We start from the raw sequence: 15802 nt of genomic DNA on the forward strand, positions 1-15802 counted from the left end.
CCGAACCGGGGTCGACGGCGAGAATGACCCATGATCAAGATCCTGCTGCTGTTGCTGTCGGGCGCCAAGCTCGGCAAGCTGTTGACCACCGGCGGCACGATGCTGCTGTCGCTGGTGGCCTATGCCTTCATCTTCGGCTGGCGTTATGCCGCCGGTTTCGTGCTGCTGCTGTTCGTGCACGAAGCCGGGCATTACGTGGCGGCCCGACAGCGTGGGCTGGATGTCGGCGCACCGACCTTCATCCCCTTCGTCGGCGCCTGGATCGCGCTCAAGCAGCTGCCGCACGACGCCGAGACCGAGGCCTACGTCGGCCTGGGCGGACCGCTGATCGGCACGCTCGGCGCGATCGTCTGCTTCTTCCTGGCGCGCAGCTGGGACGCGCCGTGGCTGCTGGCGGTGGCCTACGCGGGCTTCTTCCTGAACCTGTTCAACCTGATCCCGCTGTCGCCGTTCGACGGCGGGCGCATCACCGCGGTGCTGTCGCCGCGCATCTGGCTGCTGGGCGTGCCGATCCTGGGCGCGCTGATCTGGTGGCGGCCCAGCCCGATGCTGCTGCTGGTGGCGCTGCTGGCCGCGCCGCAGGTCTGGAAGGCCGTCACCTACCGGCGCGACAGCGTCGAGGCGCAGACCTACTACGCCGTCGACACCGCCACCAAGTGGCGCTACGGCCTGATCTACGTCGTGCTGACCGCTTTCCTGGCGGTCATGACGTTCGAGGTGCACGAGATGCTGCAGGCGCAGCGCCCGGCCGCGGCGTCGACCCCGGTGCTCTGATCCCGGCGCCGGCGTCGCTCAGGGCGCGCCGGTGTCGTCGGGCGCCTCGAACTCGATGTCGCAGTCGCAGCCGATGCCCGCGGCGATGAAACGGCGCGCCACCTTCTGCAGCCGCGGCGCGGCCGGGCGCAGCAGGGCCGGCAGGTGTTCGGCCGGCGCCACCAGCAGGCCGCAGCGGTAGCGCGCATCCGGCTCGCTCCACACCAGCGCGACGCAGGCCCCGCGCCGGCGCCGGCTCAGCAGCATGCCGACCGGGCAGGGCTCGCTGAGGCAGCAGACGCCGCAGCCGTTGCAAGGCTGGCCCCAGGCCGGCTTGGATGGCGCGGCGGGGTGGATGGCGATGACGCGGGCCGGGGCGGTCATGGCCCGGGCGTCAATCGTCGGCACCGACCTGTCTGCGTCGCATCCAGCCGAGTGCCGCGATCGCGGCGGTCAACGCTGCCAGCCATTCGAGCCCGAGTGCGCCGCCCCCGCTGCTGGAGGGGGGGTCTGTCGTGACGTCGTCGGGTGGTGCCCCGACCCGGATGACGACGCTGCTTCGGGCCGTGCCGCCACGGCCGTCGGTCACGGTCAGACGCACGAGCAGTTCGGTCTGGACGGTGGTGTCGAGCGTGACGACGGCGGTGGCGTTGCCGTTGGCGAACGTGGCACCGGTGCCTTGCATGATCTCCCACAGATAGGCGGTGAGGGGCGAACCATCGGACGCACGAGACGCTGATGCGTCCAGCACGACGGTGTCGCCGACATTGACCTGGGTGCTCGTTGCATGCACATGTGCCACCGTCATGTTTGCGGCCGCAAGCAGCACGGCTGCGCCAGCGTCCAGCATGCCTGCCCCGCAGGTGCTGGTGGTGCAGTGGCATTCGGTCTGTTCGGCCGCAGTCGGCGCGACGCACTCGGGCAGTGCCGTGTCGGTGGACAGGGGCGGGAATGCACGTGCGGAGGCACGCAACATCTGACGGATCTGGGCTGGGCTCAACGTCGGTTGGACAGCCAGCATCAAGGCCGCAGTGCCTGCGACCAGCGGTGACGCGTAACTCGTGCCGAAGGCCGGCCTGATCTGACCGTCGGTGAATGTCGCCGTGCCCGGCGCGGTGGTGCCGGTGTTGGACGTGCTCAGGATCGGATAGAGGCAGGCCTGCCCATCCGTGTTGACGCAGTTGCCACCCGGCGCGCTGATCGCGATCTCGGGCCCGAGGCTGGAGAAGCCGTTCTTGGTGCCGCTGTGACGCACGCCGCCCACCGCGATCACGCCGACGCAGTTGGCCGGCATGTCGACCGCCAGGCCTTCGTTGCCGCCCGATGACACCACCACGGCGCGGGCTGCGATGACATCGTCGACAGCGCTCTGGTAGGTCGCACTGCAGGCGCCTTCGCCACCCAGGCTCATGTTGAGCACCCGCGCCGGATGGGGGTTCGCAGGGACGCCGGGGACGCTCACGCCGGCAGCCCAGCGCATGCCGGCGACGATGTCCGACACAAAGCCGCCGCACTTGCCGAGCACCCGCACGGGCAGCACCATGACGTGGCGCCCGACGCCGGCCATGCCCGAACCGTTGTGGGTCGCCGCGCCCACCAGCCCGGCCATCTGCGTGCCGTGCCAGCTGCTGTCTTCTTCGACGCAGGTGCTGGCGACGAGCGAGCCGATGTCCGACGTGGCGACCCAGTCGCCCGGATCGGTCGGATCGCCGTCGCGACCGTTGCCGTCATTGGCAATGTTGGCGTCCGAGATGAAGTCGTAGCCTGGCAGGAGCTTGCCGACCAGATCCGGGTGTTCGGGGCGTACGCCCGTGTCGAGCACGGCCACGACGATGTCGGCGCTGCCGTTGGTGATGCCCCACGCCCCTTCGACATCGATCGACGCCACCAGATCGGCCGTCGATGCGCGCAGATACCACTGCCCCGCGGCCGGACTGTTGGCCGGGCTGGCGGTGTACAGCGGGTCGTTCGGTGCGGCGTGCGCGCGCATGCGGCGATCGATCTCGACGTATTCGACGTCCGGATCGGTCGCCAGCCGGGCGGCCAGCGCAGCGCTGCTCAGGCCGCTGGCCTTGAGCACCTGGGTGCGCGGCGCGAGGGTGTTGCCGTCGGCCAGCGCCAGGCCGTGGCGCTGGCCCATCGCCTGCGCCCGGCGGACTGCGGCTGTGGCCTTGCCCGGCGCGGCGGCGATGCGGGCGCTGCTGCCGTCATCGGCGGCGGCGCGGTACTTCACGATCACGCGCGCTTCGGTGGGCGATTCGTCGGGCAGCGCACGCTTGAGCCGCGTCTTGACCGGTTCGGCGGCATTCGCTGCGCCGCCGGTGGCCAGGCCGATGGCCGTCATGCACAGCAGCGCGAGCGCCAGCGTGCCGGCCTGCCGCAGCGTTGCGGCAAGCCGGGGGCCGATCAGGGCGCCGGGGTTTTGCGGCACGCGGCGGGGGCGCCGTGTGCGGTCGGAACGGTCGGATCGGAGCATCGGTTGAGGGCGCAGGCGGTGTAACTGCGCAGTGTAGACAGTCGATCCGGTCCGTCCTGTTGCGCCCGTTCAGGCGGCGTCGCCGTTGGCGGTCACGCGGGTGACGCCTTGTATCTTGCGATCCGGTCCGGCGCACCCCGCCGGGCCGGCCCGCCGATCAGGCGCCGGCGACCGGCTGCGACCAGGGCAGCGAGAGCTGGCGCGCCATCGCCGCGATCGGCACGCCACGCGCCGGGCTGGCGGCGATCTGCCACAGCGGGGTCGGCATGTCGGCCACCGCGTTGCACGCCGTTACCGTGTAGCCGCGTGTGTCGAGCGCCCAGCCGTCGGTGCTCTGCTCGTCGCTGTGCAGCACGACGCGCTGGTCGAACAGGCCGGCTTCGGCGGCGCGTTCCATCAGGTACTGCGCCTGTTCGGCGTCGAGCTGCAGCGCGAACTGCCACCACAGCTGCTGCACCTCGGTGTCGCGCCAGGCGTCCTCGAGCGCCCAGCGGCGGCGCAGCGGGTCGGTCGGCTGGCCGCCTTCAATCACCCGCGCCAGCAGGGCGATGAAAAAGCGCTGGAAATCCTGCTGCGCGCAGCCGCGCGGCAGCAGCCGCAGCAGCGCGGGCATGCGGGCGCTCCAGCCGCTGCGCGCCAGCATCCGGGTGGCCAGCACCTGCAGCGCCTGGATCGGGTTGCGCAGGTGCAGCCGGTTGGGCGGCAGCACCAGCAGCGGCACCCGCGCGGCCAGCGTGTGCGGCAGCGGCGTCACGAACGACAGCAGCACGCCCAGGCGCCGCCAGGCGTCGCCCGACAGCCCGTCGACCTGGCCGCCGCCGGCGGCCTCGATGCGCTGGGCCTGCTGCATCGACTCGTCCCAGGTGCGCTCGGCGCGGGCCTGCCCGGCCACCCGGCTGAGCGTGGCGAGGTGGCCGGCCGCGTAGCCGGCGTCGTCGTGCAGGCGGGCGATCACCGCGTCGGCGGCTGCGCCGCGCCGCGGGTCGCCCGGCTGGCTGCTGAACTTCCGGCGCGTCACCGGGCAGTGGCTGGTGGCCAGCTGGCCGAGGTAGTTGGGCGTCACGCTCAGCAGTTCGAAGTGGCGACCCTCGCGCCAGGCCTGCAGGCGCAGCTGCAGCCACAGCCGGGTGTGCTCGCCGGCCGGGCTGGTGCGTTGCGCGAAGCGGGCGCGGCCGGCGTCCCAGCCCTGGCGCACCGGGTTGCCGGGGCCGAGGTGCTCGGCCGGCGGCGTCAGGGCGTGGCGGGCGTAGTCGCGGCCCAGCTCGAAACCGTCGCCGGTGCTGTCGTCGTGCCAATCCGATTCGATCCGTTGGGCCGCCATGTCCGCGCTCCTGCTGGGGGTGGGCGACGTGCCCGACCGGTGTGTTCAGTGTGAACCTGCACTGGCTCATGGCGTGAGCCAGTAAGCGCGCTGTTCAGGCTTCTTTTCCTGTCTTGAATCTGCGGTCGGCGCCGCGGCGCGACCAGCCCGTGGCCGCGGGGTCGGGGTCGGCGGGGTGCAAAGGGCGCACGCCAGGGCCCCCCGCAGACTGGGGGAACGCGCACCAGTCGTACCCCGGACGGCGGCACTACCATCAGGCTCACACATTGAGCCAGACACGCGTCCAGCGCCGCGGCGGGTGGAACGGGAGCCAAGAAATGGATCGCACCGAACGCTTCTACAAGATCGAGATGCTGATCAAGAGCCGCGGCTCGGTCAGTTTTGCCACCCTGATGGACGAGCTCGAGGTGTCGCGCGCCACCCTCAAGCGCGATCTCGACTACCTGCGCACCCGCATGGACGCGCCGATCGTCTACGAGCGCGACAGCAACGGCTACCGCTTCGAGCAGCCCAGCGGCCGCGGCGCCAACGGCCGCGCCCAGGAGGCCAGCCACGAACTGCCGGGCGTCTGGTTCAGCGAGCGCGAACTGCACGCGCTGCTGACCATGCACCAGCTGATCCAGGGCCTCGACAGCGGCGGCATGCTCGGGCGCCACCTGCAGCCGCTGCTCGACAAGCTGCACGGCATGCTCGGCACGACCGAGGGCGAGGCGCGCGAGCTGATGCGGCGGGTGCGCATCCTCAGCCCGGCGCAGCGGCCGGTGGCAGGCAAGTTCTTCGAGCGCGTGGCCAGCGCGCTGCTCGAACGCCGCCGCCTGCAGATCACCTACTACACGCGCAGCAAGCAGGCCGAATCCGACCGGATGGTGTCGCCGCTGCGCCTGGTGCACTACCGCAGCACCTGGTACCTCGACGCCTGGTGCCACGCCAGCGAGGGCCTGCGCCGCTTCGCGCTCGACGCCCTGCGCGGCGCCGAGGTGCTGACCCAGCGCGCCAAGGACGTGGCGATGAAGACCGTCGAGGCCGAGCTCGACGCCGGCTACGGGATCTACGCCGGCCGCGACGTGCGCCAGGCCACGCTGCTGTTCAGCCCCGGAGCCGCGCAGTGGGTGGCCAACGAGCTCTGGCATCCGCGCCAGGAGCTCGAGCCCCAGCCCGACGGCAGCCTGCGCATGCGCCTGCCCTATGCCGACGACACCGAACTGCTGATGGACCTGCTGCGCCACGGCCCCGACGTCTGCGTCGAAGGCCCGCCGGCCCTGCGCCAGAAGCTGCAGCAGCGCCTGCAGGCGGCGTTGGGGCACTATTGACGCATGCGTGACGATTCGGGCTCCGGGCCCACCCCAGGCCTGCTGATCCTGCACGGCAACCGCCTCGAGCTGCTGCTCGAGACCGTCCTCCAGTGGCTCGCCGCCCACCCGCTGGCGCCGCTCGAAGAAGAGGTGCTGCTGGTGCAGAGCAACGGCATCGCCGAGTGGCTGAAGATGTCGCTGGCGCAGCGCGTGGGCGTCTGCGCCGCCACCCGGGTCGAGCTGCCGGCGCGCTTCCTGTGGCGCTGCTACCGCGCGATGCTCGGCCGAGCCGGCGCGCCGGCCCGCTCGCCGCTCGACAAGGGGCCGCTCGCCTGGCGCCTGATGCGCGTGCTGCCCGCACTGGCCGGGCGGCCGGGCTTCGAGCCGCTGGCGCAGTTCCTGGCCGGGCCGGGCGGGCCGACGCCGGATGCCGCCCCCGACCTGCCGCGCCGCCTGCAGCTCGCGCAGCGGCTGGCCGACCTCTACGACCAGTACCAGGTCTACCGGGCCGACTGGCTGATCGACTGGGCCGCCGGCCGTGCCGTGCTCACCAACCCCTGCACCGGCGCGGCGCCGGTGGCGCTCGATGCCGAGCAGCGCTGGCAGGCGCTGCTGTGGCAGGCGCTGATCCGTGACCTCGGCACGACCGACGCCGATCAGCCCGCCGACGCACCGGCCGAGTCCGCTGCCCTGGCCGTGCTGGCCGGCACCCGCCCGGCCGTGCACGCCCGCTTCGTCGCCGCGCTCGCGCAGGACGAGGCGCCGCAGCGACCGCTGCCGCGCCGCGTCGTGCTGTTCGGCCACAGCCACCTGCCGGCACAGACGCTCGAGGCACTGGCCGCCCTGGCCGGCCACACCCAGGTGATCCTGGCGGTGCCCAACCCCTGCCGGTTCCACTGGGCCGACATGATCGACGGCCGCGAGCTGCTGCGCAGCGCGCACCGCCGCCAGCCGCTGCGCAACGGCCGCGACCTGGGCGCGCTCGACATCGCCGACGCCCACGCCGAGGCCCATCCGCTGCTCGCCGCCTGGGGCCGGCAGGGGCGCGATTTCCTGCGCCTGCTCGATGCCTTCGAGGAACAGCTCGGCGGCGCCGAGGCCGGTGCCCTGCGCGGCGAGCTGCCGCGGGTCGACCTGTTCGACGACGAACCCGGCGACACGCTGCTCGCGCAGGTACAGGCGCGCATCCGCGACGCCGTGCCGCTGGCCGAACACGCCGCGCTGAACGGCCCGCCGCTCGATGCCGCCGCCGCCCGCCAGCGCGCCGCGACCGACCGCTCGATCGAATTCCACCTCTGCCACAGCGCGATGCGCGAGGTCGAGGTACTGCACGACCAGCTGCTGGCGCGCCTGGCCGCGGCCAAGGGCTCGCTGGCGCCGCGCGACATCGTCGTGATGGTGCCCGACGTCGAGGTCTACGCGCCGCTGGTGCGCGCCGTGTTCGGCCAGTACCCGGCCAGCGACGCCCGCCACATCCCGTACGACATCGCCGACCTGCGCCCGCGCGGCCATCACCCGCTGCTGCTGGCGCTCGAATGGCTGCTGCGCATCACCGAGCAGCGCTGCACCGCCAGCGAGCTGCGCGAGCTGATCGACGTGGCGGCGCTGGCGAACCGTTTCGGCCTCGAAGGCGACGACCTGCCCACGCTCGGCCGCTGGCTCGACGGCGCCGGCGTGCGCTGGGGACTCGACGCCGAACACCGCGCCAGCCTCGACCTGGCCGCCTGCGGCGAGGCCAACACCTGGGCGTTCGGCCTGCGCCGCATGCTGCTCGGTTATGCGGTCGGCGACGACCCGGCCGCCACGCCCGGTGAGCCGTGGCACGGCATCGCGCCGTATGCGGAGGTCGGCGGCCTCGAGGCCTCGATCGCCGGTGCGCTGGCCGAGCTGGTCGAGGCGCTGCAACGCTGGTGGCGCGAGGCCCGCACCGCCGCCACGCCGGCTGATTGGGACGCCCGCGCCCGCGCGCTGCTGGCTGCCTTCTTCCGCCCCGCCACCGAAGACGAGCGCCTGCTGCTCGCGGCCCTGCACGACGCGCTGGCGCAATGGCGCGAGGCCTGCGACGAAGCCGGCTACGCCGAAGCCGTGCCGCTGGCGGTGCTGCGCGAGGCCTGGCTCGGCACGGTCGACGAGCCCGGCCTGCGCAGCCGCTTCCTGGCCGGCGGCGTCACCTTCTGCACCCTGATGCCGATGCGCGCGATCCCGTTCCAGGGCGTCTGCCTGCTCGGCATGAACGAGGGCGACTATCCGCGCCGCGGCGTGCGCAGCGATTTCGACCTGCTCGCCGCGCCCGGCCAGCGCCGCCCCGGCGACCGCGCCCGCCGCGACGACGACCGCATGCTGATGCTCGAGGCGCTGCTGAGCGCGCGCGCGCAGCTGCACGTCAGCTGGATCGGCCGCAGCGTGCGCGACAACACCGCGCAGCCGCCCTCGGTGCTGGTGGCGCAGCTGCGCGACTACCTCGCCGCCGGCTGGGGCCGTCCGCTGGTGGACGCGCTGAGCGTCGAACACCCGCTGCAGCCGTTCAGCCGGCGGTATTTCGAGCAGACCGTCGAGCAGGGCGAGCCGGTCGACGGCCCCGCCGACGAAACGGGCGACGAAACGGGCAACGACACCGCCGCCCTGCGCCGCGGCCTGCTGACCTACGCCCGCGAGTGGCGCGCCGCCCATGCGCGCGAAGACGCTGCCGCTGCGGCGTCCGACCCCCTGACAGCCGCGCCGACCCCGATCGACCGCCGTCCCGCACCGGCCGACCAGCCGCCGCTCAAGCTCGCGATGCTGACGCGCTTCCTGCGCAACCCGGTCGCCGATCACCTGAACGAGCGCCTCGGCGTGCGCCTGGCGCTGGCCGACGAGGCCCTGGCCGACGACGAGCCGCTGGGCCTGCACGCGCTCGACGAGAGCATCCTGCTGCGCCGGCTGGTCGAGCAGGGCGACGTGCAGACGGCGCAGTTGCCAGCCAGCGCGCCCGCAGCCGATCCCGAGTCGGACGCCGATGCCGCGCGGCTGCAGCGCGCGCTGCAGGACGGCAGCCTGTCGCTGCAGCGCCAGGGCATCCTGCCGCTGGCCGGGCTGGGCGAGCGCTGGCAGCAGGCCTTCGTGCGCCAGAGCCTGCCGATGCTGGCGCAGTGGCGGATCTGGCAGGAGGCTGCGCCCGAACGCGCCGCGCCGCAGCCGCTCAACCTGGCCCTGCCGCTCGCCGACGGCGGCGCACTGCAGATCGACGACTGGCTCGACGGCCTGCAGATCGAGGCCACCACCGGCGCTCTGCTGTGGCTCGACCTGCAGGCCAGCCGGCTGTGTGCCAAACCGGGCAAGAAGGATCAGGGCAAGGGCAAGGCCGGCCCGGTGCGGCCCGACAAGCTCTACCGCGCCTGGCTGGTGATGCTGGCGGCGGGTGCGGCTGGCATCGCGCTGACCGGCCGCATCGTCGGCCGTGACGTCACGCTGGAACTGAGCCCGCCGCCGGCCGAAGTGGCCCGCGCCGCGCTGGCCGACCTGACCGGCGCCTGGTGGGCCAGCTGGCGCGCGCCGCTGGCGATCGCGCCCAGGTCGGCGCTGGCGGCGCTGGCCGAGGCGCCGGTGCTGGCCGACGCCGATCCGTCCGGGCCACGCCCCTGGCCGCTCGACGCCTGGATCGCAGCCGAGCGCACCTACGACGGCGGCACCTTCACCCGCCGCGTGCCGCCCGAATCCGACGAGCCGTCGCTGGCCCGCGTCTTCGCCGACTGGGAGGCGCTCGGTGCCCGCGCCGACGAGTTCCAGCACTGGGCCGAGCGCCTCTACCGCCCGCTGCGCGCGTGGGCGCTGAACACCGAGCGGGTGAAGGCGCAGCCGCTGCCGCAGGCGGTGCTGCTCGACGACGACGCCCAGGACGACGAACGCGACGACGGCGAGGACGCCTGATGACGCCGCTGAACCCCCTGACGCTGCCGCTGCACGGCAGCCACCTGATCGAGGCCAGCGCCGGCACCGGCAAGACCTGGACGATTGCCGCGCTCTACCTGAGGCTGGTGCTCGGCCACGGCGAGCGCGAGAGCGTCGACAGCCCGCTGCCGCGGCCGCTGCTGCCGGCCGAGATCCTCGTCATGACCTTCACGCGCGCGGCCACGCGCGAGCTGTCCGACCGCATCCGCGAGCGGCTGATCGAGGCGGCCCGGTGTTTCCGCGGCGAGGCCGAGCCGGCGCCGCACGACCACTTCCTGCGCGACCTGCGCGCCGACTACCCCGGCGAGGCCGAGCGCCGCGACGCCGCCTACCGCCTGGCGCTGGCCGCCGAGGGCATGGACGACGCCGCGGTGCACACCATCGACGCCTGGTGCCAGCGCATGCTGCGCGAACACGCCTTCGACAGCGCCCAGCTGTTCGACGAGGAACTCGAAGCCGACGAAGCCGGCCGGCGCCGCCAGGCGGTGCAGGACTACTGGCGCCGCGAGGTCTACCCGCTGCGCGGCGCGGCGCTCGAGACGGTGCTGTCGCTTTGGCCCGAGGTGGCCGAACTGCAGTCGCAGGTGGCCGGGCTGCTGGGCAAGCTCGACCTGCTGGAGGGGGTGCCCGAGGGCCTCGGCCTGCGCGACTGGCTGGGCCAGATCGCGGCGCAGCGTTCACAGGAGCTGGCGCAGCTCAAGGCCGGCTGGGTGGAACGTGCCGATTTCATGCAGGGCTGGATCAACCAGCACCGCACTTGCAAGCCACCGGTTCTCGCGGGCGCCCGGCTGAAGTCCAACAACGTGTCGGACTGGTTCGACGCCTTGCGCGCCTGGGCAGCGGATCCGGCGCTCGAAACCCTGGACATGGGCAAGACCGCCCCGACACGCCTGACGCCCGAGGGCATCGCCGAGTGTTTCAACGACGGCTGCGCCGTGCCGGTGCCGGCCGACTTCGCCGCCTTTGCGCAGCTGATGTTCGCGCTCGGCCAGCGCGCGCCGCTGCACGAGCCGCTGCAGCGCCACGCCGCCTTCGGCGTCGCCCGCCGGCTGGCCGCGCTCAAGCGCCAGGCCGGGCGTTTCGGTTACGCCGACCTGGTCGAGCGGCTCGACGCCGCGTTGCATGGCCCGGCCGGCGAGCGCCTCGCGCAGCGCATCCGCACGCAGTACCCGCTGGCGCTGATCGACGAGTTCCAGGACACCTCGCCGCTGCAGTACCGGCTGTTCGACCGGCTCTACGACGTGGCCGCGAACCGCGCCGACACCGGCCTGCTGCTGATCGGCGATCCGAAGCAGTCGATCTACGGTTTCCGCGGCGCCGACATCTACAGCTACCTGAAGGCGCGTGAGGCGACCGCCGAGCGGCGCTACATGCTGACCACCAACTTCCGCTCGACGGCGGCGCTGGTGGCGGCGGTCAACACGCTGTTCGAGCAGGCCGAGGCGGCCCGGCCCGAGGGCGCGTTCGCGCTCGGCAAGGACGAATCGCGGGCGCTGCCGTTCGACCCGGTCGCTGCCCGTGGTCGCGGCGAGGTGCTGGTGGCGGGCGGCGCCGCGCTGCCGGCGCTGCAGCTGGCGTGGCTGCCGGGCGCCGGGCAGGCGCAGGTCCAGCGCCGCGAGCTGGCCGATCACGCCGCCGCGCAGCTGGTGGCCTGGCTGGCCGATCCGACCTGCGGCTGGTCCGAGGGCGACGCGCCGCTGCGCCGGCTGCGGCCGAGCGATGTCGCGGTGCTGGTGCGCGACCAGCACGAGGCCGCGGCGATCCGGCGCGCGCTGCAGCGGCGCGGTGTGCACTCGGTCTACCTGTCGGACAAGGACAGCGTCTACGCCAGCGCCGAAGCCGCCGACCTGCTGCGCTGGCTGATGGCGGTGGCGCAGCCGCTCGACGGCCTGCTGGCCCGCGCCGCCTACGCCAACGCCAGCTGGGACCTGGGCCTGGACGAACTGGCCGCCCACGTGCACGACGAAACCGCCTGGGACGCCCGGCTGGCGCTGCTGCAGCAGCTGCACGGCGTCTGGCAGCGCCAGGGCGTGCTGACCATGCTGCGCCAGACGCTGCACGCGCTCGACCTGCCGGCGCGCTGGCTGGCCGAAGGCAACGAGGCGGCCGGCGAGCGCCGCCTGACCAACGTGCTGCACCTGGGCGAGCTGCTGCAGGCCGCCAGCGCGCACCTCGAGGGCGAGGCCGGGCTGATCCGCTGGCTGGCCGCGATGGTGCGCGGCGGCGGGGATGGCGCCCAGGGTGGCAGCGGGATGGGTGGCTCGGCCGCAGCCGCCGGGGCAGGCGGCGACGCCCACATCGTGCGGCTCGAAAGCGACGCGCAACTGGTGCAGGTGGTCACGGTACACAAGTCCAAGGGCCTCGAATACCCGGTCGTGATGCTGCCGTTCGCCAACAGCGCACGCGCCTGGCGCAAGAAGCGCCACGGCGCGCTCGAGTGGGTGGACGACGACGGCCGGCGCGCACTCGATTTCGCGCAGCAGCCCGAGCATGTCGCGGCCGCCGAGCGCGAGCGTCTGCGCGAGGACCTGCGGCTGTTCTACGTGGCGCTGACCCGCGCCCGCCACGCGCTGTGGCTGGGCATCGGCGTGCCGCCGACCGGCCGCAACGGCTCGGCGGGCCCGCTGTCGGCGCTCGGCTACCTGCTGGCCGGCGACCAAGGGCTGCGCGAGGACTCGCTGGGCAGCGTCTTGCAGGCGCTGTGCGACGTGAGCGACCCGCCGGCCACGCGCAGCGTCTGCCTCGATGTTCCCGCCCAGCGCGTGCGCTGGCGCGACGACCGGGCACAGCCGCCGCTGCACCTGCCGCCGGTCTTCCAGGCCGAGTTCGAGCGGCGCTGGGCGATCGGCAGCTTCTCGGGGCTGGTGCGCGATCTGGGCGAGAGGGGGGCCGGTGCCGGCGTGCCGGCCACGCCGCATGGCGCGACCGACCTGCTGCGCACCGAGCAGCTGCAGGAGGAGCTGGCGCAGATGGCGCAGCTGACGCAGATGGCGGCCCAGGCCGACGGGCAGCCGGCCGCGCCCTCCGGCAGCCGTGCCGCCGCGATCGCCGGTTCCGTGCCGACGTGGCACGGGTTTCCGCGTGGCGCGTTGCCCGGCAACTTCCTGCACGACCAGCTTCAGTGGCTGGCCGAGGAGGGTTTCGAGCGTGCCGGCGAGTCCGGTGTCGCAGCCGCGCTGCTGCGGCGCTGCGAGCGCGCCGGCCATGCGCAGCACGCCGCCGGGGCGGTCGACTGGCTGCAGCAGCTGCTGGCCACGCCGCTGCCGCCGCTCGGCGCGAGCCTGGCCGAGGTCGACCGGCTGCTGCCCGAGATGGAGTTCTGGATGCCCAGCGTCGCGCTGCGCAGCGCCGAGCTCGACCGCATCTGCCAGCAGCACCTGCTGCCCGGCCAGCCGCGCCCGGCGCTGGTGTCGCGCCAGCTCGACGGCCTGCTGATGGGCTTTGCCGACCTGGTGTTCGAACACGGCGGACGCTGGTGGGTGCTCGACTACAAGTCCAACGCGCTCGGCGCCACCGATGCCGACTACACGCCGGCCGCGCTGTCGCAGGCGATGCTGGCGCACCGCTACGAGCTGCAGGCCGCGATCTACCTGCTGGCGCTGCACCGCCTGCTGCGCAGCCGGCTGGGCGACGACTACGACCCGGCACGGCAGCTCGGCGGCGCGCTCTACCTGTTCCTGCGTGGTTTCAAGGGCCCGGCGGCGGGCTGCGTGCACCTGAGCGCCGAGCCCGCGTGGCTGGACGCACTCGACGCCGCCCTGTCGGCGGATCCTTGCGCGGTGGAGAGCCAACGATGAGCCCTCATGTGCCCGATGGTCAGGTCGATCTGTTCGGCCCGGTGTCCGGCCAATTGCCTGGCCATCCGACGGGCGAGCCGGCCGAGCCGGGGGATGCCCCGTCACCGTCCGCCGTGCTGGCCGAACTCGCTGCCTGGGCCGAAGCCGGCTGGCTGCGCGCGCTCGACCTGTCGCTGGCGCGCCTGCTGGTGCAGCAATGCCCGGATGCCTCGGCGCATCTGGCGCTGGCCGCCGCGCTGCTGGCGCACAACGAGGGCCGCGGCCACACCTGCCTGCCGCTGGACGAATGGCTGGCGTCGGTCGACGAGGCCGCCGCGCCCACCGCCCCCGGCGGGTCGCACGCCCGGCCCCTCACCGAGCCGTGGCTGGATGGCCCGGCCGATGCGCAGGCCGCACTCGCCCGACAGCTGCGTGCGCTCGGCACCGATCCCGGCGAGTGGCGCGCCGCCTTGCTGTGCAGCGGCGCGGTGGCCGCCGCGGGCGAGATCGTGGCGACCGGCCTGGCGAGCCCGCTGATCCTGTCCGGCAGCCGGCTCTACCTGCGCCGCCATTTCCGCGACGAGCAGGCCGTGGCGCAGGCGGTGGTCGGGCGCGCCGCCGCCGCGATGCCGGTGGCCGAAGGGGCGCCGCAGGCGCAGCCGCATGCGGGCACCGAGCCACCGGACGCCGCGCAGGTGCGCCTGTGGCTCGACCGCCTGTTCGGCGGTCCGCCCGCGCCGGATCGTTTCGACTGGCAGCGCAGCGCCTGCGCGATCGCGTTGCGCGGCCGGCTGGCGCTGATCACCGGCGGGCCGGGCACCGGCAAGACCTACACCGTGGCGCGGCTGCTGGCGCTGGTGATGGCGGTGCATCCGCAGCCGCAGGCGCTGCGCATCGCGCTGGCGGCGCCCACCGGCAAGGCGGCGGCGCGGCTCAAGCAGTCGATCGACAGCGCGCTGCAGCAGCTGGCCGCGGCGCTGCCGGGGGCGCTCGACTGGGGTCTGCTGCAGCAGCGCCTGTCGCAGTCGCTGACGCTGCACAAGCTGCTGGGTGCGCGGCCGGACACCCGCCGTTTCGGCCGCGATGCGCGCCATCCGCTCGAGGTCGACCTGCTGGTGGTGGACGAGGCGTCGATGGTCCACCTCGAGATGATGGCCGCGCTGCTGGCCGCGCTGCCGCCGGCGTCACGGCTGGTGCTGCTGGGCGACAAGGACCAGCTGGCGTCGGTCGAGGCCGGTGCGGTGCTGGGCGACCTGTGTGTCGACGCCGCCGCGGGCGGTTACGACGAGGACACCGCCGCCTGGATCCAGGCCTGTGTCGGCCAGGCGCTGCCGCAGCCGTTCCGCTGCGGCCAGCCGGGCCCGCTGGCGCAGCAGACCGTGATGCTGCGCGAGAGCCGGCGCTTCGAGGGCCCGATCGGCGCACTCGCGCTGGCGGTCAATGCCGGTGATGTGACCGCAGCGCGCCGGCTGCTCGGGCTGGGCGTGCCGGCGCCGGCCGACGACGGCAGCCTGCGCGCGCCGACGGGTGTCACGCCCGCTGCGGTCTGTGATCTGGCCGTGCACGGACGCGCCGGCAACGACGCTTCGGCGACCGGCTTCGTCAACTATCTGCGCCTGCTGCGCGAGGGCGCGCCCAGGCGCGCCGACGGGCCGAGTCCGGACGGCGTGCGAGCGGTTCTGCAGGCCTTCGAGCGTTGCCGGGTGCTGTGCGCGGTGCGCGAGGGCGAGTGGGGCGTCGCCGGGCTGAACGCGGCGATCGAGCGCCAGCTGCGCCAGCAGGGCTGGATCGCGCGCCAGGGCGAGTGGTACGAGGGCCGGCCGGTGATGGTGACGCGCAACGATCCGGCGCTCGGTGTCTTCAACGGCGACATCGGCCTGGCGCTGCGCGGGCCGGCGCAGCCGGGGGGGGCCCAGGGGGCGGGCGGCCCGTTGCGGGTCTGGTTTCTCGATGGCGAGCAGCCGCGCTCGGTGCTGGCCAGCCGGCTCGCCGCGGTCGAGACGGCGTACGCGATGACGGTGCACAAGTCGCAGGGCTCGGAGTTCGAGCACACGGTGCTGGTGCTGCCGCCGCACGCCAACCCGGTGCTGACGCGCGAGCTGGTCTACACCGGCATCACGCGGGCGCGGCGGGCGTTCACGCTGGTCGCGCCCGAGCCGGCGGTGTTCGACCTGGCGTTGCAGCGGCGCACCCGGCGCGCCAGCGGCCTGCCCGATCTGCTGGCGGCCGGCGCCTGACCCGACGTGATGCGCCGCGG

General features: G+C 73.8%; 8 protein-coding genes. 5 read left to right on the forward strand and 3 right to left on the reverse strand.

The window, feature by feature from the left end; all coding sequences use genetic code 11:
• Positions 1-30: 30 nt before the first annotated feature.
• Positions 31-774: a site-2 protease family protein gene (locus LCHO_RS08865; RefSeq protein ID WP_012346799.1), complete on the forward strand. Its 744-nt coding sequence runs from the start codon at positions 31-33 to the stop codon at positions 772-774.
• Between the two features lie 18 nt (positions 775-792).
• On the opposite strand, the gene LCHO_RS08870 is transcribed toward LCHO_RS08865, so the two are convergent.
• The 3 genes from LCHO_RS08870 to LCHO_RS08880 form a co-directional block, all read right to left on the reverse strand.
• Positions 793-1137: a hypothetical protein gene (locus tag LCHO_RS08870; RefSeq protein ID WP_012346800.1), complete on the reverse strand. Its 345-nt coding sequence runs from the start codon at positions 1135-1137 to the stop codon at positions 793-795.
• A 10-nt stretch (positions 1138-1147) separates the two neighbouring features.
• A complete protein-coding gene (locus tag LCHO_RS22080) occupies positions 1148-3184 on the reverse strand; it encodes a S8 family peptidase (RefSeq protein WP_050757321.1) in 2037 nt (678 codons plus the stop codon).
• Between the two features lie 202 nt (positions 3185-3386).
• Entirely contained in the window at positions 3387-4550 is a 1164-nt protein-coding gene (locus LCHO_RS08880) for a hypothetical protein (RefSeq protein ID WP_012346802.1), read from the reverse strand.
• A gap of 317 nt (positions 4551-4867) precedes the next feature.
• On the opposite strand from LCHO_RS08880, the gene LCHO_RS08885 reads away from it, so the two are divergent.
• The 4 genes from LCHO_RS08885 to recD are packed head-to-tail and all read left to right on the forward strand — an operon-like array spanning position 4868 to position 15782.
• Complete coding sequence (locus tag LCHO_RS08885; protein WP_012346803.1) at positions 4868-5860, forward strand: helix-turn-helix transcriptional regulator; 993 nt, start codon at positions 4868-4870, stop codon at positions 5858-5860.
• A 3-nt stretch (positions 5861-5863) separates the two neighbouring features.
• Positions 5864-9748 (forward strand): exodeoxyribonuclease V subunit gamma, encoded by a 3885-nt coding sequence (gene recC / locus LCHO_RS08890; protein WP_012346804.1) that lies wholly within the window; start codon positions 5864-5866, stop codon positions 9746-9748.
• The gene (recB, locus tag LCHO_RS08895) at positions 9748-13566 is read left to right on the forward strand and encodes an exodeoxyribonuclease V subunit beta (protein WP_012346805.1); all 3819 of its coding nucleotides are present in this window, start codon (positions 9748-9750) and stop codon (positions 13564-13566) included. Before recC ends, recB begins: the two co-directional genes overlap by 1 nt.
• On the forward strand, positions 13563-15782 hold the full coding sequence (recD, locus tag LCHO_RS08900) for an exodeoxyribonuclease V subunit alpha (protein WP_012346806.1): 2220 nt from the start codon (positions 13563-13565) through the stop codon (positions 15780-15782). Before recB ends, recD begins: the two co-directional genes overlap by 4 nt.
• Positions 15783-15802 lie beyond the last annotated feature (20 nt).

Source organism: Leptothrix cholodnii SP-6 (assembly GCF_000019785.1).
Taxonomy (GTDB): Bacteria; Pseudomonadota; Gammaproteobacteria; order Burkholderiales; family Burkholderiaceae_C; genus Sphaerotilus; species Sphaerotilus cholodnii.